This is a genomic window from Haloferula sp. (genome assembly GCF_049672945.1).
Taxonomy (GTDB): Bacteria; Verrucomicrobiota; Verrucomicrobiia; order Verrucomicrobiales; family Akkermansiaceae; genus Haloferula.
Genome location: NZ_JBATWY010000103.1, coordinates 1 through 22625, shown reverse-complemented (window position 1 = coordinate 22625; position 22625 = coordinate 1). Strand labels below are relative to the sequence as shown.

Annotated in this window: 19 protein-coding genes; 8 read left to right on the top strand and 11 right to left on the bottom strand. The window is 60.0% G+C overall.

Annotated elements, in window-relative coordinates:
* Positions 1–3: 3 nt before the first annotated feature.
* The 7 genes from WBG04_RS09235 to WBG04_RS09205 form a co-directional block, all read right to left on the bottom strand.
* Positions 4–903, bottom strand: coding sequence for a DUF58 domain-containing protein (locus WBG04_RS09235; protein WP_424314125.1), 900 nt, complete (start codon positions 901–903; stop codon positions 4–6).
* 26 nt (positions 904–929) lie between these two features.
* Positions 930–1913 carry an AAA family ATPase gene (locus tag WBG04_RS09230; RefSeq protein ID WP_424314124.1) on the bottom strand — a complete coding sequence of 328 codons (984 nt, stop codon included), beginning with the start codon at positions 1911–1913 and terminating at the stop codon, positions 930–932.
* A gap of 144 nt (positions 1914–2057) precedes the next feature.
* A complete protein-coding gene (locus WBG04_RS09225; protein WP_424314123.1) occupies positions 2058–2567 on the bottom strand; it encodes a DUF5069 domain-containing protein in 510 nt (169 codons plus the stop codon).
* A 43-nt stretch (positions 2568–2610) separates the two neighbouring features.
* Positions 2611–3801: a KamA family radical SAM protein gene (locus tag WBG04_RS09220; protein WP_424314122.1), complete on the bottom strand. Its 1191-nt coding sequence runs from the start codon at positions 3799–3801 to the stop codon at positions 2611–2613.
* Positions 3802–3891: 90 nt separating this feature from the next.
* Entirely contained in the window at positions 3892–5118 is a 1227-nt protein-coding gene (locus tag WBG04_RS09215; protein WP_424314121.1) for a type II toxin-antitoxin system HipA family toxin, read from the bottom strand.
* Positions 5115–5396, bottom strand: a complete 282-nt coding sequence (locus WBG04_RS09210; protein WP_424314120.1) for a helix-turn-helix domain-containing protein — start codon at positions 5394–5396, stop codon at positions 5115–5117. The genes WBG04_RS09215 and WBG04_RS09210 overlap by 4 nt, the downstream gene beginning before the upstream one ends.
* A 560-nt stretch (positions 5397–5956) precedes the next feature.
* Positions 5957–7300 carry a replication-associated recombination protein A gene (locus WBG04_RS09205; protein ID WP_424314119.1) on the bottom strand — a complete coding sequence of 448 codons (1344 nt, stop codon included), beginning with the start codon at positions 7298–7300 and terminating at the stop codon, positions 5957–5959.
* Positions 7301–7402: 102 nt separating this feature from the next.
* Between WBG04_RS09205 and can the strand changes: the two genes are divergently transcribed.
* Positions 7403–8005: a carbonate dehydratase gene (gene can / locus WBG04_RS09200; protein WP_424314118.1), complete on the top strand. Its 603-nt coding sequence runs from the start codon at positions 7403–7405 to the stop codon at positions 8003–8005.
* 71 nt (positions 8006–8076) lie between these two features.
* Complete coding sequence (locus WBG04_RS09195) at positions 8077–8544, top strand: DUF4870 domain-containing protein (RefSeq protein WP_424314117.1); 468 nt, start codon at positions 8077–8079, stop codon at positions 8542–8544.
* 27 nt (positions 8545–8571) lie between these two features.
* On the opposite strand, the gene ligA is transcribed toward WBG04_RS09195, so the two are convergent.
* The 4 genes from ligA to WBG04_RS09175 all read right to left on the bottom strand — a co-directional run bounded on the left by ligA (position 8572) and on the right by WBG04_RS09175 (position 11844).
* Positions 8572–10821 carry an NAD-dependent DNA ligase LigA gene (gene ligA / locus WBG04_RS09190; RefSeq protein ID WP_424314116.1) on the bottom strand — a complete coding sequence of 750 codons (2250 nt, stop codon included), beginning with the start codon at positions 10819–10821 and terminating at the stop codon, positions 8572–8574.
* A 63-nt stretch (positions 10822–10884) separates the two neighbouring features.
* A complete protein-coding gene (locus WBG04_RS09185; RefSeq protein WP_424314115.1) occupies positions 10885–11268 on the bottom strand; it encodes a VanZ family protein in 384 nt (127 codons plus the stop codon).
* 14 nt (positions 11269–11282) lie between these two features.
* Positions 11283–11555, bottom strand: a complete 273-nt coding sequence (locus WBG04_RS09180; protein ID WP_424314114.1) for a CopG family antitoxin — start codon at positions 11553–11555, stop codon at positions 11283–11285.
* Positions 11556–11565: 10 nt separating this feature from the next.
* Positions 11566–11844 carry a BrnT family toxin gene (locus tag WBG04_RS09175; protein ID WP_424314113.1) on the bottom strand — a complete coding sequence of 93 codons (279 nt, stop codon included), beginning with the start codon at positions 11842–11844 and terminating at the stop codon, positions 11566–11568.
* Positions 11845–12173: 329 nt separating this feature from the next.
* Here WBG04_RS09175 and WBG04_RS09170 point away from each other — a divergent pair, with 329 nt between their 5' ends.
* The 6 genes from WBG04_RS09170 (at position 12174) to WBG04_RS09145 (ending at position 22413) form a co-directional block, all read left to right on the top strand.
* Positions 12174–12800 (top strand): helix-turn-helix transcriptional regulator, encoded by a 627-nt coding sequence (locus WBG04_RS09170; RefSeq protein ID WP_424314112.1) that lies wholly within the window; start codon positions 12174–12176, stop codon positions 12798–12800.
* Between the two features lie 50 nt (positions 12801–12850).
* A complete protein-coding gene (locus tag WBG04_RS09165; protein ID WP_424314111.1) occupies positions 12851–15151 on the top strand; it encodes a DUF6600 domain-containing protein in 2301 nt (766 codons plus the stop codon).
* A 48-nt stretch (positions 15152–15199) separates the two neighbouring features.
* Positions 15200–15670 (top strand): peroxiredoxin, encoded by a 471-nt coding sequence (locus WBG04_RS09160; RefSeq protein ID WP_424314110.1) that lies wholly within the window; start codon positions 15200–15202, stop codon positions 15668–15670.
* A 143-nt stretch (positions 15671–15813) separates the two neighbouring features.
* Entirely contained in the window at positions 15814–18414 is a 2601-nt protein-coding gene (gene clpB, locus WBG04_RS09155; RefSeq protein WP_424314109.1) for an ATP-dependent chaperone ClpB, read from the top strand.
* 165 nt (positions 18415–18579) lie between these two features.
* A complete protein-coding gene (locus tag WBG04_RS09150) occupies positions 18580–20340 on the top strand; it encodes an alanine/glycine:cation symporter family protein (RefSeq protein ID WP_424314108.1) in 1761 nt (586 codons plus the stop codon).
* A gap of 30 nt (positions 20341–20370) precedes the next feature.
* Positions 20371–22413 (top strand): ATP-dependent helicase, encoded by a 2043-nt coding sequence (locus WBG04_RS09145; RefSeq protein WP_424314107.1) that lies wholly within the window; start codon positions 20371–20373, stop codon positions 22411–22413.
* Positions 22414–22625 lie beyond the last annotated feature (212 nt).

Sequence of the window (22625 nt, the reverse complement as noted above, 5' to 3'; positions counted from 1 at the left end):
GGTTCAACGGACGCGCTTTTTCGCCCGGCGCTTGAGCATGCGGTGAAGGTCGCCGAGCCGGTCCCGGGCGGTGGATAACTGGGCGATGTCGATGCCGTGTTTGCGACAGATCTTTGCGACTCCATCATGTTGACGCCGCATCAGTTTTTGGTAACCCATCCGGAGGTTCGGGTTGTTGGTGTTAACGAGGACTTCCCAGCCGGTCTCTGGGTCGGTTAGAACAACTCGCCCGGCTTTCGGAAGTTTTTCCTCAAGGGGATCAATGATCTGCAAGGCGAGCGTTTCGTGCTTTCGAGCGAGTTTGCCGAGCGGCTTGTCGAGAGGATCGGCGAAGAAGTCGGAGATCATGAAGACCACGGAGCGACGTCTCAGACTCTGCACCAGATGGTCGCAGGCGGCCTTGATCGAGGTGCCGAGATTGAGCGGCTTGGCGATCAGGATCTCGCGGACGATGCGCAGCAGGTGACGGGTGCCTTTTGCCGGAGGCACGAAGAGCAGCGGCTCATTGGCGAAGAGCAGGAGCCCGACCTTGTCGCCATTGCCGATCGCGCTGAAACCGAGGATGGCAGCGGCCTCCGCGGCGGCTTCGCGTTTGCTGAAATGAATGCTGCCGAAGTCCGCTGATCCCGAAACGTCGACGGCAAGGACCACCGACAGTTCGCGTTCTTCCCGAAACTTTCGGATGTAGGGCGTGTCCATCCGGGCGGTGACGTTCCAATCAATGAAGCGGATCTCGTCGCCGTGTTGGTATTCCCTGAAGTCATCGAAATCCAGCCCCTGACCGCGGAAGGAAGACTGATACTCGCCAGCGAAGGACTCGCGTACCAGACGCCTCGCCTTGAGCTCGAGTTTGCGGACTCGGGCCATGACCTCTTCGATTTCCTTGTCAGTGGGATCCGCCATGATGGATGAACGGGCTTCGGCCTGAATTAAGGCACGGGGACCTTGGAAAGAATCCGGTCGAGAATCTGGTCGGTGGTGGTGTCTTCCGCTTCGGCTTCGTAGCTGAGGAGGATCCGGTGGCGGAGAACGTCGTGGGCCATGTCCTTGACGTCCTGCGGCGTGACGAACGAGCGCCCGTTGATGAAGGCATGGGCGCGGGCGGTCAGGGCGAGGTTGATCGTGCCGCGCGGTGAGGCACCGGCCCGAATGAGATGGCGCAGGCCGCCATCGATCTTTGCCGGTTGGCGGGTGGCGCGGATCAGCTCGACGACGTATTCGCGCACCGCGGGATCGATGTAGACTTCATTGACCAGGTGGCGCGAGTTGGCGACTTGTTCGGGACTGGCAGCCGTCTTGGTTTTATAGATCGGCTCGGAGTTCGCCATGCGATCAAGCACGGTAAGTTCCTCGTCTTTCGAAGGATAGCCGACGCTGACCTTGAGCAGGAAGCGGTCGAGCTGGGCTTCGGGAAGCTGGTAGGTGCCTTCCTGATCAATCGGGTTCTGGGTGGCGAGAACCAGGAACGGCTCGGGGAGCTTGTAGGTGCGGTCGCCGAGGGTGACCTGCTTTTCCTGCATCGCCTCGAGCAGGGCTGACTGCACTTTGGCGGGAGCCCGGTTGATTTCGTCGGCCAGGATCAGGTTGTTGAAGATCGGCCCGAGTTTGGGGGTGAAGCTGGCTTCCTGCGGGTTGTAGACCATGGTGCCGAGCAAGTCGGCAGGCAGCAGGTCGGGCGTGAACTGGAAGCGGGCGAAGGAGGCGTCGAGCGAGCCGGACAGGGCTTTGACTGCGAGGGTCTTGGCCAGTCCTGGAACCCCTTCGAGGAGGACGTGACCGTTGCAGAGAAGTCCCACGATCAGTCGGTCGACGAGCAGATCCTGGCCAACGAGGACCCGGCCCATTTCGGTTTTGACGTCTCCGATCCAGCCGCTGGAGGCGGCGATCTTGTCCTGAAGTTCTTCGGTAGTCATGATGATGCGTGGAAGAGAATTGCTACGCGCGCGCCATTCGGCCAGCGGGAATCTTCACAGCTTGGAGGGAAAAGCGGGATTGGGAGGGGTGGCTGTCTCGGAAATTGAGGAAATCGCACAGGTGGGCGGGGTGTGGCTGGCAAGTCAGAGTCCCTTGATCCATTTCACGACTTCGGAATCGTCGTCGCCCGCCGCCCAGACCCTGCGCAGAAAGTCCGCAGGAGGGATGTTGCCGTTCTCCTTGAGGAACTTCCGGTCGCCACCGCAACTGAACATGATGTCAGGATCGAGCTCGCCGCGCAATTTGCCGCGGGCTTTCGCGAGAATGCGGGGAAGGTAAGGGATGCCTTCGAGTTCCTCGCCACGGGAGGGAATGTTTTCCCGATCGACGCTCGGCTTGCGAACTTCGCCCTCCATCACGACCTGAAAGTAGTCGCGCCTTACCGCTGCGATCAGCAGGGCGGTCGAGATGGATGGCACACCCTCGTCGCAGTAGTCTTCAACGAAGTCGAAGAATTCACGGGTGCGGTATCCGATCGAGGTCAGCAGAGCCATGTCCTCGTCGTCGTAGTAGCCGGTGAAATCCTTGTCGCCGTTCCTGTAGCGTTTGACGCAACGTTCGAAGAGTTCAATGAAGTGATCGTTCCAGGTCATGGTCAGGATGTGTTGTTGTTGAGTTGGGCGGGAAGAAGGTCGGTCAGGAACAGCAGGAAGACCGTTCTTTCAAAGCGTTGAGGGCCTCGGCTGGTGCGGGGGTCGGCTCGGGATACTCGAAGGTTTCGCCCTCATAGTTCCGCAGGGTCACGCGCTCGTGATCGCGGTGGACGATGTAGTCGGGATTGAGTGGGATCTTTCCTCCGCCTCCGGGGCCGTCGATGACGAACTGAGGTACGGCGTATCCCGTAGTATGGCCCCGCAGGCCTTCGATGACTTCGAGCCCGGCGGAAACGGAGGTCCGCAAGTGGGATGAGCCGGTGATCAGATCACATTGGTAAAGATAGTACGGGCGTGCACGGCACATCAGGAGTTTGTGAACGAGCGCCTTCTGAATTTCGACGCTGTCATTCACGTCCTTGAGCAGCACGCTTTGATTGCCCAAGGGGATGCCGGCATTGGCCAGACGAGCCAGTCCGTCACGGACTTCGGTCGTCAGTTCCTTGGGATGGTTGGAGTGGATGGAAATGAAGAGCGGATGGTACTTCGCAAGCATCGAGCAGAGCTCGGGGGTGATGCGTTGCGGAAGGAAGATCGGAATGCGGGAGCCGATGCGGATGAACTGAATGTGAGGGATCGCACGCAGACGGCTGATGATCTTTTCGAGCTTCGAATCGGAGAGCAGCAAGGGGTCTCCGCCGGAAAGCAACACGTCGCGGACCTGTGGTGTCTTTTCCAGATACTCGAAGGCAGCCTCCCACTGGGTTTCGAGCCGCTGCTCGCCGACGCCCGAAACGACGCGTGAGCGGGTGCAGTAGCGGCAGTAGGAAGCGCAACGGTCAGTGACGAGGAAGAGCACGCGGTCGGGGTAGCGGTGAACCAGTCCCGGGACCGGCATGTGTGAGTCCTCGCCGCAGGGGTCGGCCATTTCCTCGGGAGCGGTCCATGCTTCTTCAAGACGTGGAATCACCTGTCGCCGGATGGGACAGTTCGGATCATCCGGGTCGATCAGGTTGAAGAAGTGGGGCGTGATCGACATTGCCAGCTTGGTGCCGGCCAGGAGGACGCCAGCACGTTCCTCATCCGTGAGGTCGATTCGGCTTTCGAGGTCGGCCAGAGTTGAGACGCGGTTCTTGAGTTGCCACTTGTGATCATCCCATTCGGCCTTGGTGGCGTCTGGCCAGTGGCCGGGGGCGTGAGAGCGGAAGTTGGTGTCGGAATTCGAATCGACCATTTTGTTGGAGCGAACCTAGGGGACGAAAGCTGACTGTCAAACGACTGCTTTGATTGCCTCGACCCTCAGTAATCGAGGAACGGCATCGAATCACCAGTGATTTGCTGGGAACTCGTTGAACAGAAGGGAGCTGTGTGATGAGGGGATACCTGCTGATGCGGCGAATTCAGGCCATCGGCGGATGGCGTTTAGGACGCGGTCGATGGTGTCATCGATCCGGCGGATGCCCTGGTCTTTTCCCAAGGCTCGCAGTTCATTGAGACCCAGATCCGAGAATCGGCCCATGACTCCAGCCGCCCGGAATCCCGATCCGAGTGCGTAGGGACTGCGTGTCATGTCGTAGGCCGGAGACAGCGACCAACTTTCATCCGGCTTGAGGAGGAATCCGTGGTTGCGCGAATGGTCGTCGTCATTGGCGATGCCGATATTGAAGATCGCCCGTCGGAACATCTCCTCAACTTCCCCTTCGTGTTGCGTTAGATTGCGACACAGGTTCATCAAGTCGGCGTAGTCGATCAACTCCCGGACGGGGACGTGGGCGAGACCGGCGTAGCTGTGGAAGTGGAGCGGTCCCTCGTTGGTCCAGTCGAAGCGGCGGGAAAGGAAGTGGGAGCTGCCGTCGGCGGTTTCGAACAAGCGCGTTTCTGGAATGCGGATGCCTGCGGCTTCGGCCATCAGGGCGATGGCCTGTTCCTCCCGGCATTCATGACTCTCCGGGTCGATCTGAAACTTCACCAGCCATCGGGTGTAGCCTTCCGGCGGGGGAGCGCCTCCCGCGACGGCGTGCGAGAAGTCCTCGTTGAATGCCATCACCGCCTTGGGTTGGGCACCGCCGGGGGAAAGGCCACCACGGATCAGTGCGGGAAGGATTTTATCAGAGTCGCCCTGAATCAGATGGCGTGCGGAGTCGACCAGGCTGGCGACATCCGTGGAGATCGTGTCGCGAAAGGACGAAGGCGACAGGTCCGGTTCGTAGGACAGGGCGCCAAGGGAAAAAGCACCCTGGCAGGCGAGCTTTTCCAGCGGCGTCACTTTGCTCCAAGGGATATTCAGTTCCGCGAAGTGATGGCGCATCAGGCGCTGACCCCACCAGTCGGGAAGCGAGTCATCGAAGAGACCGAAGAGGGGGCTGAACCCGGGAGAGCCCGTCGTCAGCGATCCGGTCGTGGTGATGGGCAGGTGGACCGGGGAGAGATCGAGTCCGCGCGCTCGCCAGGCCGCATCGTATTCGAAAAAGACGCGCCCTCGGGGATCATCAGCGAGTTTGCCGACGACGGGATGATCGGGGAAGCCCCGGAAGCGGACGGTGAGATTCATGATCTCGGTGCCCGACGACGCGGCTGTGGTCGGGGGCGGGTGGCGCGCTCGACGGCGTCCATCGACTCAAAGTGACTTGGCTCGGCAAACAAGGTCCGCAGTTCACCATCGAGGTTGAGGATCACGGCAATCTTGGCGAGGCGCTGGAGCGACCCCTTGCCCTCGCGTTCGAGGAGCTTGAGTGTCGAAAGGCTGACGCCGGAGCGCTCGGCGAGTTCGGCCTGGGTCCAGCCACGGGCGAGACGATGCGTGCGAATCCGCCCTCCGATTTCCCGCATCAGATGGACGGGATTTCGCTGACTAAAGGTCGGTATTTTGTCCATAAAAGCAATATTGACCAATAATAGCTAAAATACCACCTATTTCTTGAGTGTGTAGGAGTAGCACTCTTACACATGGTACTGGTTCAGCGGGTGGATTGCTTTTCCAACCCCTTTTTCACCGCCAAGGCGCAAAGCCCGCCAAGTTTTTGATCTCCTTGAAAATGGGTGATGATTTCGTCGTTGGAATGAAATCCGGAGGTTCTTTGCGATCTTCGCGTCTTGGCGGTTCAATTTCTGATGAGCCATGGATGGTGTGTCTAGTGTAGCCCGCCAAGCAGACTGCCCCTTATGTTTGAGTGAGGGTGTTTGGAATTCAGCCGCTGTGCGGTTCGTTTGATAGGCCGATGCGGTCTTTTTCCAAATTTCTGCGTTGCTCGTCGGTCACGAATCTCGATTCGCTCCCTCCTCGCGCCTTGAACTTCGAAAAAACGCCGCATCGCATAAGGCACATTCTGCTTGACGGACTACACTAGTCTCGGTCCCGAGCGTAGTGATCCTGTGGGCGCTCGACCTTTTCACTCCATCCGGGCGCGCCAGTGATCGAGGCGTTCTTTGATCCGCTTCTCCAAGCCATTCTCGGTGGGTGAGTAGTAGCATCGGCCGTCGGGTAGATAGGCCTGAGGGACATAGCCGCCCTCGTAGTCATGAGCGTAGAGATACCTCATTTTTTCGTCCTCGGTGCCGCTGGCGGCGGCGAGCTTCTTGCGGGTCTTGGTGCGGAGGTGCTCGGGGACCGAGAGGGTGCGGCCGCTTTCGACGTCCTTCATCGCGGCGCCGAGCGCGGCGTAGGCGCTGTTGGATTTCGGCGCGGTGGCGAGATAGACGGTCGCATGCGCGAGCGGGATGCGCCCTTCGGGCATGCCGATGAACTCGAAGGCCTGCTGGGCATCCATGGCGACTCTCAGCGCGTTCGAATCGGCCAGTCCAATATCCTCGCTGGCGGAGATGACCAGCCGCCGGGCGATGAAGCGGGGGTCTTCGCCGGCGGTCAGCATCTTTGCCAGCCAGTAGAGCGCGGCATCGGGATCGGAGCCGCGGATCGATTTGATGAAAGCGGAGATGGTGTCGTAGTGGGCGTCGCCATCGGCATCGTAGACGATCGCCTTGCGCTGAATGCTCTCTTCAGCCACTTCGAGAGTGAAGTGGATTGCACCGTCTTTGGCAGGCGAAGTTGTTAGAATGCCGAGTTCGAGGGCAGTCAGCGCCTTGCGCACATCGCCATCCGACATTTCGGCGAGATGCCGGAGGGCCTCAGGATCGGCTTCGACTTTTGATTTGCCAAGTCCCCGCTCGCAGTCTGTTAGAGCGCGATCCAGGACCGGGATCAGGTCATCGGTGGGGACGGACTCGAGTTGGAAAATCTGCGAACGCGAGACGAGGGGGGAGTTGACGTAGAAGTAGGGGTTGTGGGTTGTGGCGCCGATGAAGCGCACCGTGCCGCGCTCGATGTGAGGCAAGAGGACGTCCTGCTGGGCCTTGTTGAAACGGTGGATCTCGTCAATGAAAAGCACGGTGCTTTGATTGCGAAGTCGGGTGTAGGTCCGGGCTTGTTCGATCTTGGCGCGGATTTCGGCGACGTTGGATTCGACGCCATTGAGTGATTCGAAGCGCGACCCGGTGGAGTTGGCGATGACCGAGGCGAGGGTGGTCTTACCCGTGCCGGGAGGGCCGTAGAAGATCAGCGAAGTGAAGCGGTCGGATTCGATGGCACGTCTCAGCAGTTTTCCCTCGGCGAGGATGTGATGCTGGCCCGCCACCTCATCGAGAGTTCGAGGTCGCATGCGGGCGGCGAGCGGTTGGCCGGCGTCGATGGTTTTCTCCGGCGGCGGCTCCCCGGTGCTCTCGAACAACGAATCCATGAGCGCTTCTAGTTCGGAGTCTTCCCGGAGCCGATTGTTTTTTCGAGGGGTTGCCATGAGCGTGGCTTGCCGCCGGTCTTTCCTGACAATACAAATTCAGTCATGGAGACGCTCCCCGAGCTATTTGAGCAAAACCGCCTGTGGGCGAGGAAGATGGTGCAGGATGATCCCGAGTTCTTCGAGCGCCTGGTCGAACAGCAGACCCCGAAAGCCCTCTGGATCGGCTGCTCGGACAGCCGGGTGCCGGCGAATCAAATCACCGGGCTGCAGCCGGGTGAGGTTTTCGTTCATCGGAATATCGCCAACGTGGTGGTGCACACCGATTTCAATCTGCTGTCCGTGGTTCAATTTGCCGTCGATATCTTGAAGGTCGAACACGTCATTATCTGCGGCCACTACGGCTGCGGTGGGGTGAAGGCTGCCTTGGAAAACTCCCGAAACGGTCTGGTGGATAACTGGCTGCGGCACATTCAAAACCTGGCCCGTCGTCGGGAGGAGGAATTGGAAGCCCTGAAGCTCGAGGATCGATGCGATCGGCTGTGTGAAATCAACGTCATCGCTCAGGCCGAAAACCTGGCGCGCACGACCGTGGTACAGGATGCCTGGGCGAACGGTCAGCGGATTGATGTGCACAGTTGGATTTACAGTCTTCGCGACGGTCATCTGAAGAATCTCGCAAGTCCGATCCGCGGAAACCCGAGCTGAATCATCGAGCGTGGTAATCGCTTGGCGGTTTTGTAGTTCTCCAACGCGGGGAGACGCGTCATGGTCCCAAGGTGAACAAAGATTCTAACGATCAGGGAAGCAGCGGTGGCGTGCCAAGTCCGCCGCAGGGTCGGATCGAGCCACCGGTAATTGACTCAAGCGTGGTGCCAGCGCGGTCGGCGACGTCCTCGTCGGACAAGGAGGAGCGGAACTGGGCCCTCATTGCCCATCTTTCATCGCTGAGCACCTTCATTGGGATCCCCGGATTCATCGGACCGCTGGTCGTCTGGCTGGTGAAGAAGGATGAGCTGCCCTTCGCGGCGGCTCAGGCAAAGGAAGCTCTGAACTTCCAGATCAGCCTCTTCATCTACGGCCTCATTTGCATCGCGCTGATCTTCACCATCATTGGAGCATTGGTTGCCATCCCGGCACTGATCGTTTTGGGGCTGCTGGAGATTATCTTCACGATCCTGGCCTCAATTCAGGCTGGTGAAGGAAAACCCTACCGCTATCCGATGACCATCAGGCTGATCGAGTGAATCGCGCGTCGATCAGGCAGCGTTTGCTCAAGCGATCAAGGCGCGGGCCTGATCTTCGGTGAGGATTTCGACCCCGAGTTTCTCGGCCTTGTCGCGCTTCGAGCCGCCGCCTTCACCGGCGAGGAGGAAGTCGGTGTTGTTGGAGATGCTGCCGCTGACTTTGGCTCCCTTGGCTTCGAGCAGGGTCTTCATTTCTCCGCGACTGACGCTCAAGGTGCCGGTGAGGACGATTGTCTTGCCGGCAAGAGGCAGATCGGAGGTGTCGGCTTCGGCAGGCTTGGGGAGGTAGTTGGGCGAGCTCGGCTGGATGCCGAGTTCCCTCATGCGCTCGATGACCTGGCGCCCGGCTTCTGATTCAAAAAAGGCGAGGGTGCTTTCCGCCGCGACGGGGCCCACGTCCGGTGAAATCTGGTAGGGAGCCAAGCTCAACTCAAGGTCGCCGATCTGATCCTTGAGGAGATCGTAGCGCGTCTGACGTTCGGCTTTTTCCTGATCGTTGGCAGGTGGCTTGTCCTTGTTTCGAGGAGAGATGGCCTTTCTCTCGGATTCGAAAGCCGCGAGATCGCGCAGGGCGTGAAGCACGGGGCTGGTGGGAAGTTCGTCGAGCGTCTGGTGGAGGCGGGCGAGTTCCTTGGAGGCGGACTCGCCGATCTGGCGAATGCCCATTGCGTAGAGCCAGCGCGCGAGCGGTTGCTGGCGGGCCTGCTGGAGGGATTCGATGACCTTGGCGGCATTCTTTTCTCCGAAACGCCGGGCTTCGTCATCGGTGCCGAGGTTGAGATTGGCGAGCTGATCTTCCTCGAGTTTGAAGAGATCGAGCGCGGTGGTGCAGAGGCCACGGTTGACGAGCGCCTCGGCGACGGTCTCGCCTACACCCTCGATGTCGAGGGCCTTGCGCGAGGCGAACTGCTTGATCTTCGAAACGGCCTGGGCGGGGCATGCAAAATTCCCACAGCGCCAGGCGACGAAGCCATCCTCACGGGCGATCGGGCCGCCACAGGACGGGCACTGATGGTTGACGTGTTCGGGAAGGGAAAAAGGCGCGGCGTCGGCGGGTCGCTTGTCGGTGATGACCTTGACGATGGCCGGAATGATTTCGCCCGCCTTCTCGATCAGCACGGTATCACCGATGCGGATGTCCTTGCGCTGGATCTCCTCTTCATTGTGAAGCGTGGCGCGGGAAACGGTGGTGCCGGAGACAAAGACCGGCTCGAGCTCGGCGACAGGCGTCAGAACACCCGTGCGGCCGACCTGGACGGAGATGGCTTTGAGAACGGTCTCCTTTTGCTCGGGAAGGAACTTGTAGGCGGCGGCCCAGCGCGGCGCACGGGATCGGAAGCCGAGAGTACGACGTTCCTCGTAGTTGTGAACCTTGACGACCGCGCCGTCGGTGCCGTAGGCGAGTTCGTGGCGTTCGGTGTCGATGCGGTCAACGGCAGCGCGGAGTTCGTCGAGGCCTGAGACATGGATCAGTGGCTGATTGCGCGGGATACCGAGGGTTTCCAAGAGCTGGGTGAAGTCGTCTTCGGTTCTGAGCTCCGGGCCCTCGTAGGCGCCGATTCCGTGGGCGAGGAAGGCGAGGGGGCGCTCGGCGGCCATCTTCGGATCGAGCTGCTTGAGGGTGCCGGCGGTGGCGTTGCGTGGATTGACGAAAGTCGGGAGCCCGGCCTCATCGCGTTCCTGATTCATGGTGGCGAAGGCTTCATTCGGCATGAAGATCTCGCCGCGGACTTCAAGCAGGCTGGGTGCACCCTTTCCAAGACTGAGCGGAATACTGCCGATGGTGCGGACATTGTGGGTAATGTCATCACCGGTTTCGCCGTCGCCGCGCGTGGCGGCGTATTCGAGCGAACCACTGCGGTAGACGAGTGAGACGGCCACACCGTCGATCTTGGGTTCGACGGTGACCTCGATGTCTTCGCGCCCAAGGTTTTTCTGGAGACGTTGATAGAAGGTGACGAGCTCGGCGTCGGGGATGTCGTGAGTGGCCGGGTCGAGCTGGAACACATCGTCGATGGAAAGCATCGGGACGAGGTGGGTGACCTGCTGGAAACCTTCGATCGGGGCTCCGCCGACGCGTTGAGTGGGGGAATTGGGGTCGGCGAGATCCGGGTGCTTTTCTTCAAGTTGCTCCAGTTCGCGGAAGAGCTTGTCGTACTCCGCGTCGGAGATTTCCGGGGTGGCGTCGGTGTAGTAGAGCCGGTTGTGGCGCTCCAGTTCTTCGCGGAGCTGGCGGATGCGGTCTTCGGGGCCGGGCTGGGAGAAAAGATCGTCCATGGGGTCGACGGTTTTTAACCACGAATGGACGCGAATGGACGCGAATTTTTCAGCTTTTTGGCCTTAGGCGACGACTCGCCGCACGCGTTGGAAGAAAAGGGCACCGACGATGGTGCCGAGAAAGTCGGCGGTCAGGTCGGCGGCATCATTGCCGCTGCGGCCCGGGGAAAAAGTCTGGTGGTACTCGTCGAGAGCACCGGTCAAGGTCACGACGATGATCACGATCAGGATCCTGGTGGAGGCGTGGAGATCTGGCTTCCAGCGGAACAAGGTGGCTGAAAGCAATCCTGCGCCGCCGAAAAAATAGCCGAAGTGGAGCAGCTTGTCGGAGAGCTGGAAATCGAGCGCCTGAGGAAACTCAGGAACACCGGAGGAGAGCCACCAGAGGACACCAAACCAGGTGGCAAAGGCAATGAACCAAGGGGCCGGGTGGCGGGGGAGTCGCATTGCCCGGGAGAGCGTTACTGCTTGCGGATCTCGTCTTCCAGTCGCTCGGCCAGCCACTGCTTCATCATCGATTGGTAGTTGAGGAAGCGGGTGCGGGCGATGCGCTTGATGCGTGAGAGCATGCGCGGATCGAAGCGCAGGGTGATGGTGGTGGACTCACGTGAGTCCGGCTGATGCACGGAGCCGGCCATCAGGCGGCCGTCGAGCTCGTGCTCGAGCCAGAACTTGGCCTCTTCCTCCTCGTCGTCAAAGTCGGGGATCTTGTCCCAGTCGGATACGGATTTCATCGCAGATGTCTTATTTGAATTCGGCGTATTTCCGCTCGTAGAATCGCTGTTCGCCTTCGGTCATTTCGCGGGCGGCAATGACACGGGCGGTCTTGCCGTCGGTTCTGAAGCAGAGGAAGAGATGACGGTCGGCCACGGTGCGACCGAGTGCGAAGTAACGGGATTCGCTGTCTGGCCGATCATTGTCGGGCAAAAAACGGACGGCGAAGGGGTCTTCCAAAGTCTCTTCGAGCTCTCGTGGACGAATGTCCTTGAGGTCGAAGTGGACGTCGATGAGGTCGAGTTCCATAGTGGCTGGGCGCGAGGGAACACAGGAATCGGTGGATGGGGAAGCGGAAACATCCCGGGTCTCGATCGATCCTCTCGATCTTTGCGGCGGTGAACCCGCTGCGGGCCACTTCACCGAGGACACCGGGAGTTGGTCGGTGGCTCGTTTTCGCGGCCCCTTTGTCCCCTGCGGCGCCGATTCACCCGTGGCGGACGTTTTCAAGGGCTCCAAGGAGGTGAGAATCAGCATGTCACTGGAAGACCTGATTAGGGATTGCCTCAGGGTGTTTAGAACGGGAGTTTCGAGTCGTGTTTCTAGCTGGGTTCCGAGATTTGGTCAAAAAACCGTGGGTGAAGATCATCGACGAGCTGAAGTGTTCCGGCGGTTTGCCGGTGCCCGAGCTTCAGCGCCGACTCGGTGGAAGCTACATGGGAATCAAGGACCAGTGTGAGGGCTTGGTGAAGCAGGGCTACGTCGAAACCTGGAGGGTGCCACGCAGTGGGGTCGGCCGGCCCGAGATCATGTATCGGCTGACACCGAAGGCGGATCAGCTCTTTCCCGCAGCGGGAACGGCCTTGACGCTGGAGTTGCTCGAAGCTTCCAGAAAGCTCTTCGGCGGCACGGCGCCGGAGCGTTTGCTGCATCAGTATTTCCAGCAGTTGGGCGATTCGTGGCGGCCACGGATGGCGAAGGCCAAGTCGCTGGTGGAGAAAGCGACGCTGCTTTCCGCGCTGCGGGAGAAGGAAGGCTGCTTCGGGCGCTGCAAGTATGATCCCGATGCCGGGTTCAGGATTGAAGAGTTTCATCATCCGCTCAACCCGGTGTTCGATGTTTATCCCAATGCGGTTCACTTTGAAATTCGGATGCTGGAAGAGCTGCTGGGCACCAAAGTCGTCCGAAAGGAGATCCCGGGTGGTCGGGGCGGTCCAGCGCGCGTTGATTATGAGGTTCAGACGCTTGGCGTGAGAGGCGATTGAATAGGATTCGTCAGAGAGGAGTCCTAGGTGATGCAATCTTTGTGAGCCTTATGAAAAACCAACTCCTTTTCCCCCTTTTCCTGACGCTGGCTTTCGGCGCCTGCCAGCGCCCCGACTCTGAAAGCGAGGCGAGCCAAGACGCTGGAAACCTGGAGGAGCAGGCGGCAGTGGAGGCTTTGGAAATCGAGCGGGCTCGAGTGCAGGCGGAGCGCGAGGCTTTGTCGGCTGAAAGGGAGGCGCTTCGCATGGAGCGTGAGGCTCAACTTGCCGCCAAAGAACAGGAGCTGCTCGACCGGGAGGCGGATCTGGCGCGGCAGGACGAGGAAGCACGTTTGGCGGCGGAAGCACTTGCCGCCGAGCAGGCGGAGCTCGATCGTCGCGAGCAAGAGCTCAGCGAAGTCGAACTGGGGCAGGCGGGCACCACGGTGATCGACGATTGGACCGTGGACGAACCTGAGGTCGTGCAGGAACCGGTCGAGGACTTCAGTCTTTTTTACGATGAACTGGAACCCTACGGGGACTGGTTCGAAACTCCGGACTACGGCTACGTCTATCAGCCGACGGTGGTGATTCAGAACCAATCATGGCGGCCTTATGTCCATGGCAGGTGGGTATGCTCGAATCTGGGCTGGACCTGGCGTTCCGACGAGCCATTTGGCTGGGCGACGTTCCATTACGGGCGCTGGGCCCTGCTTGCTGGCCGGGGCTGGTGCTGGGTGCCGGGAAGTGAGTGGGCTCCCTCCTGGTGCGCTTGGCGCGAAGGAAATGGTCACGTCGGTTGGGCACCCTTGCCTCCGGAAACACTCGCTTACCGGAAAAGGGGATGGGGCTCCGGAGTTGATGTCGACTTGGGGATTGCCAGCAGCTGTTTCAATTTTGTCGAAAGTCGCCACATGGCCGCCTCTTTGGCGAGCCATCGCCTGCCGACCGCGAGGAACCGCTACTTCCTCCAAAACACCCGCGGGTGCACCAACATTCAGTATCAGGGAAACCGCATCATCGCGGGTGGACCAAGTTATGCGGAGATCCACAAGGCGGTGAAGGAACCTTGGCCGGTCCGTCGGCTTGAACTCGATTCCATCGGTCGTGGCAAAGGAGACCGGGACTACCGCCGTGGTGTGGAGCGCGGCAATCATCTCAAGCTTTTTGCCCCGTCGCTCGATGCGCCTTGGAACCCGAAGCTGCGACCGAGGAAGGTTGCCGACTCGTGGGGAAAAGTGGAGGTCGTGCGTGCCGATGGTGGCCTCAAAGAGACATGGTCGCGTCGTCTTGAAGATGCGCGCGAGCGGCAGCAGGCCAACGCGCAGCAGTGGGCGCAAAAGAACGAGGATCTGCGTCAGTCGCGAGAGCTCCAGCTGCAGCGCAATCGGGAAGCCGTGGCGGCTGCCCAAGCTCGTGTTCGCGAAAACATGAGCCGCCAGGCAAACCTGCGTCGGGGAAATCCACGCGTGCCTGATCAGGTCGAGTCCGTGCCTGCCCGGGGTGAGCGTCGTGAAAGGCCGACCGTTGCCAGGGTTCCCGCAACGAATGCGACACCAGCCGGAGTGGAAACAACTCCAGATCTCAAGCCGAAACCTCAAGCCCTCCCTCGCGGTGTCAGTCGAACAGATCGAAGGGATGGACCGACGGCCGTTGTGCCATCACCAGGTAGGCCGGAAACGAGCGCATCGCAGGTGAACGAGCGCATCGAAGAGATGCGCAAGCGGCAAGCGGCAGCGCGCGAGAGGGCAGTCGACCAGAAGCGCGCCGTCCAAGCCGTTCCCGAGGCCCAAGATCGTCAGCCCCAAGCAAGTGGTCCGTCGATGAAAGAGCGCCTTGCGGAGGCCCGGCAGAAGCAGGAAGTGGCGGCAAGCGAACGGGCCGCCGATCAGGCACGGGCGAAGGCCGAGATGCAGGAAAAGCTGCGCCAGCAGCAGGAAAAGGTGCGTCTGGCGCAGGAACAGGCCAAGCAGGAGCAGCAGCGGAAAATTCAGGAGCAGCAGGAAAGAATCCGGGCCATCCAGGAGAAGGCAAAACAGGATCAGGCCGAACGCGCTCGTCAACGAGCAGAGCAGGCGAGGCAGAAGGAGATGGCGGATCGGCAGGCGGCCGAACAAGCCGCGCGTGAAAAGCAGGCCGCCGCCCAGCGGGCCGCCGAGCAGCGGGCGCGGCAGCAGGAAGAATTGGCCAGACGCCAGGAAGAAGCCCGGCAGGCTGCTCAGGAAAAGGCGAGGCAGGATCAAGAGCGGGCTCGCGAAGCGGCGGAGCAACGCGCCCGCCAGCAGGAACAGAATCTGCAGCGGATCCGCGAGGCTCAGGAGAAGATGCGCGAGCGCGTGCGCGAACAGCAGGAGCAGCGCAAGGGACGTTGAGGGTTTCGGAGGCTTGCCTTCGTTCGGTTCATGGCCACTCTCGGGGCGATGAAACCAAAGGTCGGCGACATGGCCCCGGACTTCACCGCCGAAGTCGCGGGCGGAGAGTACGGAGAATCTAGTAGTATCTCCTTGTCCGACCTGCGTGGCTCACGGGTTGTGCTGGTCTTCTATCCGAAGGATCAGACTCCCGGTTGCACGACCCAGGCTTGTGCGCTGCGGGACGGGTGGGGAAAACTACCCGGGGAGGTGAAGGTTTTCGGGGTGAGTATCGATGATCTGAAAAGCCACCGGAAGTTCATTGAAAAGCAGAGCCTTCCTTATCCGCTGATTTCGGATCCGGATAAGGAGATCGTCAATCGCTTCGGCGTGTGGGTCGAGAAGTCGATGTACGGGAAAACCTACATGGGCACCGAGCGAAGCACTTTCCTGATTGGTGCGGATGGCAGGATCGAGGCCGTCTTGGAGAAAGTCGCGCCCAAGAAGCATCTTGAGCAGTTGCTGGACGCGCTGGGATAATCGAAAGGACAGGGTGAAAGACATAGGCAGAAAATTGCGCAAAAATTTGAATAAAGTTTCTGCTATGGCATCCAATGGTCAGTAAATCGGAGTCCGGGGCTGGAACCCGGCTCAAAATCCATTAAATATACAAAAGAACGATCATGGGACTCGATAAAATCACGACCAAGCTGCAGGAAGCCCTTCAGACGGCGCAACGGCTGGCTTCAAAGTCCGCCCAACCCGAACTGAAGAGCTATCACGTGCTTCTGGCCCTGCTTCAGCAAGAGGGAGGAATCACCGTGCCCATCCTCGAGAGAGCGGGTGTGGACTTGACCAGACTAAAGGCCTCGGTCGCCAGTGGACTGGCGAAGGAACCCAGCCAGCAGGGAGCGACATCCCAACCCCAGTTGAGCTATGAGCTGCGTTCGACGCTCGATGCGGCGGATGAGATCCGCGAGTCGATGGGCGACGAATTCCTGTCGGTCGAGCATTTCATCCTCGGTGCCCTCAAGAGCGGCTCGGCGGCAGGCAAGGATCTTGAAGCGGCCGGTCTAACAGAGAAGAACGCGCGCGAGGCTCTCGAAGGGATCCGCGGTTCGCAGAAGGTGGTCGACGAGGATCCGGAGGGAAAATATCAAACGCTCGAGAAATACGGCACCGATCTCACCGCGCGGGCACGCGAGGGAAAGATCGACCCGGTCATCGGGCGTGATCACGAGATCCGCCGCGTGTTGCAGGTGCTTTCGCGCCGGACCAAGAACAACCCGGTGCTGATCGGGGAGCCGGGAGTGGGGAAAACCGCCATCGTCGAGGGTTTGGCGCGGCGGATCGTTTCGGGCGACGTGCCGGACTCGATGAAGAACAAGCGGATCATTTCGATGGATATCGGCAGCATGCTTGCTGGGGCGAAGTATCGCGGCGAGTTCGAAGACCGTTTGAAGGCTTTCCTCAAGGAGGTCAGCGAGTCGGAGGGCGAGATCGTGCTCTTTATCGATGAGCTTCACACGATCGTCGGGGCGGGGGCCAGTGAGGGGGCGGTGGACGCCTCCAACATGCTCAAACCTCAGCTTGCCCGGGGTGAACTCCGGACGATTGGGGCGACGACTCTCGATGAGTATCGCAAGTACATCGAGAAGGATGCGGCTCTGGAGCGCCGTTTCCAGCCGGTCAAGGTGGGTGAGCCTTCGGTGGAAGACAGCATCGCGATTCTCCGCGGACTGAAGGAGCGCTACGAAGTGCACCATGGAGTGCGCATTCAGGATGGGGCGCTGGTGGCGGCGGCGGTGCTTTCGGATCGCTACATCTCGGATCGGTTCCTGCCGGACAAGGCGGTGGACTTGATGGATGAGGCGGCTTCGAGGTTGAAGATCGAACTCGATTCGATGCCGACGGAGATTGATCAGTTGGAGCGTGAGGCGATGCAGCTTGAGATGGAGAAGAAGGCGCTTGAGAAGGAATCCGACAAGGCTTCCAAAGTGCGGCTGGAGAAGGTCAGGGAGGAACAGGCGAACTTGAAGGAAAGGTCTGCCGGGCTGATGGCGCAGTGGCGCAACGAGAAGGAGGTGATCGACCGGGTGCGCGAGCAGCAGTCGAAGATCGATGCCCTCAAGACCGAGTCCGAGCAGGCGAAGCGTTTGGGTGATCTGACGCGTGCCTCCGAGATTACCTATGGGGCGATTCCAGAAGCCGAGCAGGCCTTGGAGGATGCCCAGAAGCAGCTCGAAAGTCTGCAGAAGAGCGGCGCGATCCTGAAGGAGGAAGTCACGGAGGAGGACATCGCCCGTGTGGTGGCGTCGTGGACCGGGATTCCGGTGTCACGCTTGCAGGAGGGCGAGAAAGACAAGCTGGTCAAGATGGAGGAGCGTCTCGGCCACCGGGTGATTGGTCAGCGGACTGCGATTTCCGCGGTTTCGAATGCGGTTCGCCGCGCTCGGGCCGGACTCCAGGACGAGAATCGCCCGATCGGGTCGTTTCTCTTCCTCGGACCGACCGGCGTCGGCAAGACCGAGCTGTCGAAGGCCTTGGCGGAGTTCCTGTTCGACGATGAGCATGCGATGGTCCGGATCGACATGTCGGAATACATGGAGAAGCACAGCGTCGCGCGTTTGATCGGCGCCCCTCCGGGTTATGTCGGATACGATGAAGGGGGACAGCTTTCCGAGCATGTACGACGCAAGCCGTACTCGGTGGTGCTTTTCGACGAGATCGAGAAGGCGCATCCCGATGTGTTCAACGTGCTGCTGCAGGTGCTCGATGACGGCCGGATCACCGACGGTCAGGGTCGCACTGTGGACTTCCGCAACACCGTGCTGATCATGACCTCGAATATCGGATCCCAGTTCATTCTGGGTGAGGAGAACGTCGAGCAGCGTGAAGCGAAGGTGATGGAGGCGCTGCGGGCGCACTTCAGGCCGGAGTTCCTCAACCGGATCGATGAGACCGTGATCTTTGATCGGCTCAACCGGGAGGAGCTGACGACGATTGTTGACTTGCAGCTCGAAATGGTCCGCAAGCGCCTCGCCAAACAGGGGCTGGGACTGGCGCTGAGTCCGGAAGCGAAGGAATACATCGGGAATCAGGGATACGATCCGGTTTACGGTGCCCGGCCACTCAAGCGGGCGATCCAACGGCATCTGCTCGATGAGCTTTCGCTGGAGATCCTCGACGGCAGGTTCGTCGATGGCGATGTGATCGAAGCGGATGTGGAAGGGGGGAAAGTCGTGTTCAAGGGAGGTTCAACGCCCTCGTCGCCAGAAGGCTGAGACCTGGGAGGCGCGACGCCCTCGTCGCGTGAAGGGTGGGGCTGTCTTTGCCTATTGATTGCGAATCTTGAGGTGAGAGACACTCTACCCTTGCAGCACGGGGGCGTGCCGCCTCCCACCTCCGCGCTTGCCGCTTGGCACGCAAATTGCCACTTTCTCCGGAACATGATCGGACGTTTGCTTTCCCGCCTCGGATTTCTGCTGCCCTCACTCCTTGTCCTTTCGTTTCTGACCGCGCCGCTTCTCGGGGCGGATGAAGCCCCTGTGGAAGAACTTTCGATGGACGAAAGGATCGATGGGGTCCTCGGGCCCTTGGCGACCTTTGCGGACATGGTCGTGTTTTATTCGATTCCAATTTTCGGCCAACAGGTGCCGATCGTGCTGCTGCTGCTGGCCGGCACGGGGATTTTTCTGACGCTCTTTTTCAAGTTCATCAATTTTCGAGCCTTCGGTTTGGCGCTGCGAACGGTGAGGGGAAAATACTCGACCGATAGTGATCCTGGTCAGATCACGCACTTCCAGGCGCTGTCCACGGCGCTCTCTGCCACCGTCGGATTGGGTAACATCGCCGGGGTGGCGGTGGCCATCGGCATCGGCGGACCCGGGGCGGTGTTCTGGATGGTGATCATGGGCCTGTTGGGGATGACGTCCAAGTTCACCGAGTGCACCTTGGGGGTTGCCTACCGCGACATTGATGAAGACGGCCGCGTCCATGGCGGGGCGATGCGCTATTTGGAAAAGGGCCTGAAGGAGCACGGGTTTCCCGTACTCGGCAAAGTGCTGGCGATCATTTTCGCAGTCGCCTGTGTTGGTGGGGCGCTCGGTGCGGGCAACATGTTTCAAATGAACCAGTCGGCCGAACAGGTTTCGGAGACCTTCGGAATCTTCCAAGATGGCCAAAGCTGGATTTTCGGACTGATCGTGGCGGCGATGGTCGGTGCGGTGATCATCGGTGGTATTGTATGGATCGCCCGCGTCACGGCGATCCTGGTGCCCTTCATGACCATCATCTACGTGCTCGCCTGCATGATCGTACTGGGTGGCTACCTTTCTGACATTCCTGCCGCGCTTGGGACGATCGTCAAAGAGGCGTTTTCATTGGAAGCGGGGGTCGGCGGTCTCGTCGGTGGACTGATTCAAGGGATCAAACGCGGCGTGTTTTCCAATGAAGCCGGACTGGGATCCGCGGCGATTGCCCATGCCCCGGTGAAGACGCGTCGGCCTGCGAGTGAGGGGGTCGTAGCTCTGCTGGAACCGTTCATCGACACGGTGGTGATCTGCCTGATGACCTCACTGGTGATCGTGACCACGGGAGTCTGGACCGTGGATGCCAATGTGAATCAGGAGTCGGTGCTTCGTGAAGCGCCGAACGTGGCCGCCGCAGCCGTCCGGGAATTGACCGATCAGGATCTGGTCCACGTGGTGGAAGCGGGTGAGGAATGGGTGGAGGTGGAACTCAAGGACGGCGTGGCATCGGGTTTCGTGGCGGCGGAAGCCATTACGGAGCGCACCGGTTGGTCGGGAGGGATCTGGCTGACATCCCGCTCCTTCGGTTCGGTGATTCCCTGGTTCCCGTATGTGCTGACGGTGGCGGTTTTCCTGTTTGCCTTCTCGACGATGATTTCGTGGTCGTACTATGGGGAGCAGGCGATGTACTACCTGTTTGGGGGCAACAACGGGGTGATCATGGCCTACAAGCTGGTCTTCTGTGTCTGTGTGGTGCTGGGAGCAGCGGCTTCCTTGAAGAACGTTCTGATGCTTTCTGACGCGCTCTATTTCGCGATGGTGGCACCCAACCTGATTGGACTGTATTTCCTCCTGCCCCGGGTCCGGAAGGAACTGAAGAGGTTCCTGATCTTCTCGAAGCGGGTCGACGAGGGGGCTTCTATCGCGGAAGCGGATGCCGCCGAGGAGCCCGGGGCTTGATTGGTTCCGGGCTTGCTCCATCGTAGACCCATGGCCCGCGAATACACGCTGCATCGGAAGGAAAGCGCTCCCTCATCAGGGATCGATTACCGGGCAGAGCTCAATGACGAGCAGTATGGCGCGGTGACCTCGCCGCCGGGTCCGACGCTGGTGATTGCCGGCGCGGGATCGGGCAAAACGCGGACGCTGACCTATCGGGTGGCGTGGCTGCTCGATCAGGGGGTGGACGCGCGGCACATTCTACTGCTGACCTTCACCAACAAGGCCGCTCGGGAAATGACCGAGCGCGTGAGGGCGCTGGTGCCGCACGATGTTTCGGCCCTCTGGAGTGGGACCTTCCACTCGATTGGAAATCGGATTCTCCGCCGTCATGCGGAGGATCTGGGGTTTACCAAGGCGTTTTCGATTCTCGATCGCGATGATCAGAAGTCACTGCTGAGTTCGGTGGTCGGTGGCATTGAAATTGATACGAAGTCGCGTCGCTTTCCCAAGGCGGACGTGCTGGCAACGATGTTCAGTCTGGTCGAGAACACCGGCGAGACGCTCGAGGAGGTAATCGAACACCGCTATCCCTACTTCGATGACTGGCAGGAGGAGATCGCCAAAGTTCAGAAGGGATACGTGAAGCGGAAGCTGGATACGAACTCAATGGACTTCGATGATCTGCTGGTGCTGACGCTTCGCTTGCTGAAGGAGAACGAGGATCTGCTGAAACTCTATCAGAAGCGCTTCCGGCACATTCTCGTCGACGAGTATCAGGATACGAATTCAGTACAAACGGAGTTGATCGATCTGCTGACGGCCGGTGGGTCGAGTGTGATGGCGGTGGGGGATGATGCCCAGTCCATCTACTCGTGGCGTGGGGCGGACATGGGGAACATCCTGTCATTTCCGCAGCGGCACGCGGGCTGCAAGGTCTTCAAGATCGAGACGAACTACCGCAGCGTGCCGGAGATTCTTGAGCTTTCGAATGCCGCGATCAAAGCCAACCTGGAGCGCTTTGATAAGAACCTGAGATCATCGCGTGAGGCGCTCGGGGTGAAGCCGGCCTTGGTGCCCATCGGGGATCCGTCGCTTCAGTCGCAGTTCATTTCACAGCGGATCTTGGAGCTCAGGGATGAGGGGATTCCGCTGGAGGAGATGGCGGTGCTTTACCGGGCGCATTTCCAGTCGCTGGAAGTGCAGATGGAGATGACATCGCGTGGGATTCCTTTCGCGATCACGAGTGGTCTGCGGTTTTTCGAGCAGGCGCACATCAAGGACGTTGCGGCATTCCTGAGGTTTGCGACGAATCGTCGCGATGAAACGAGTTTCAAGCGGATCGTGCTGCTGCTTCCGGGAATCGGGGCGAAGGGTGCGGACAAGATGTGGGCGGCCTGGCTGAAGACCGGCTGGGCGGTAAAGGAAGAGGCGCCACCGTGGTCGGAGGTGCTTGCGACTTTCAAGCCGCCGAAGAAGGCGGAGCTCCATTGGAAGCAGTTGGGGTATATCTTCGACGAACTGACGCCGAATGGTGAGTACGCCAAGCCGTCGGACATGGTTTACAGCGTGTTGGAGGGAATGTATGACGATTACCTCTGCGCGAGTTATGATAACGCGGAGAACCGTCGCAACGACATCGAGCAGTTGATGAGTTATGGGATGAACTTCGACGACGTGCTGGATTTTCTGGCGCAGCTTTCCTTGCTGAGTTCTGCCGATGGAGAACCGAAGGGAGATAAGTCGGAGCGCGATGATGAAAAGGTCACACTGTCCTCGATCCACCAGGCGAAAGGTTTGGAGTGGAAGGTGGTGTTTGTGATCTGGTTGGCCGATGGGCAGTTTCCCAATGGACGGATCATCGAGGCGGAGGACGATGCCATGATGGAAGAGGAGCGGCGTTTGTTTTATGTCGCGATCACCCGGGCGAAGGATGAGCTGTATATGAGCTATCCCTTGATCAATCCGAAGAGCTACACGGGGGATGTGATTCAGAGGCCATCGCGATTTTTGGATGACTTCCCGAAGGACCTGGTCGAGGAATGGCAGGTGGGGCCGTCGTGGGATCACGAAGGGGTGGACGAGCCGTTTTAGTGGGAGGCGCGACGCCCTCGTCGCGCATCGTGAGGAGCGTTTTCGGGAAAGGGGGTAGAATGCTGTGGACGGCCGCTGCGTTTGTGGCACGGGGGCGTGCCACCTCGTGCGCCGCGAAGCGCCAACACCCTTCGGAGTGGGAGACTCCGGCCAGCCTCGGGCGCATCCGGGCTGAGAACTGGAAGTAACTGCGTCGCCGCGAGGCGGGGTGG

What these genes read in the sequence shown, in the direction of transcription:
- WBG04_RS09235 (WP_424314125.1), bottom strand. Translation starts at nt 903, where the DNA reads ATGGCGGATCCCACTGACAAGGAAATCGAAGAGGTCATGGCCCGAGTC.
- WBG04_RS09230 (WP_424314124.1), bottom strand. Translation starts at nt 1,913, where the DNA reads ATGACTACCGAAGAACTTCAGGACAAGATCGCCGCCTCCAGCGGCTGG.
- WBG04_RS09225 (WP_424314123.1), bottom strand. Translation starts at nt 2,567, where the DNA reads ATGACCTGGAACGATCACTTCATTGAACTCTTCGAACGTTGCGTCAAA.
- WBG04_RS09220 (WP_424314122.1), bottom strand. Translation starts at nt 3,801, where the DNA reads ATGGTCGATTCGAATTCCGACACCAACTTCCGCTCTCACGCCCCCGGC.
- WBG04_RS09215 (WP_424314121.1), bottom strand. Translation starts at nt 5,118, where the DNA reads ATGAATCTCACCGTCCGCTTCCGGGGCTTCCCCGATCATCCCGTCGTC.
- WBG04_RS09210 (WP_424314120.1), bottom strand. Translation starts at nt 5,396, where the DNA reads ATGCGGGAAATCGGAGGGCGGATTCGCACGCATCGTCTCGCCCGTGGC.
- WBG04_RS09205 (WP_424314119.1), bottom strand. Translation starts at nt 7,300, where the DNA reads ATGGATTCGTTGTTCGAGAGCACCGGGGAGCCGCCGCCGGAGAAAACC.
- can (WP_424314118.1), top strand. Translation starts at nt 7,403, where the DNA reads ATGGAGACGCTCCCCGAGCTATTTGAGCAAAACCGCCTGTGGGCGAGG.
- ligA (WP_424314116.1), bottom strand. Translation starts at nt 10,821, where the DNA reads ATGGACGATCTTTTCTCCCAGCCCGGCCCCGAAGACCGCATCCGCCAG.
- WBG04_RS09185 (WP_424314115.1), bottom strand. Translation starts at nt 11,268, where the DNA reads ATGCGACTCCCCCGCCACCCGGCCCCTTGGTTCATTGCCTTTGCCACC.
- WBG04_RS09180 (WP_424314114.1), bottom strand. Translation starts at nt 11,555, where the DNA reads ATGAAATCCGTATCCGACTGGGACAAGATCCCCGACTTTGACGACGAG.
- WBG04_RS09175 (WP_424314113.1), bottom strand. Translation starts at nt 11,844, where the DNA reads ATGGAACTCGACCTCATCGACGTCCACTTCGACCTCAAGGACATTCGT.
- WBG04_RS09165 (WP_424314111.1), top strand. Translation starts at nt 12,851, where the DNA reads ATGAAAAACCAACTCCTTTTCCCCCTTTTCCTGACGCTGGCTTTCGGC.
- WBG04_RS09160 (WP_424314110.1), top strand. Translation starts at nt 15,200, where the DNA reads ATGAAACCAAAGGTCGGCGACATGGCCCCGGACTTCACCGCCGAAGTC.
- clpB (WP_424314109.1), top strand. Translation starts at nt 15,814, where the DNA reads ATGGGACTCGATAAAATCACGACCAAGCTGCAGGAAGCCCTTCAGACG.
- WBG04_RS09150 (WP_424314108.1), top strand. Translation starts at nt 18,580, where the DNA reads ATGATCGGACGTTTGCTTTCCCGCCTCGGATTTCTGCTGCCCTCACTC.
- WBG04_RS09145 (WP_424314107.1), top strand. Translation starts at nt 20,371, where the DNA reads ATGGCCCGCGAATACACGCTGCATCGGAAGGAAAGCGCTCCCTCATCA.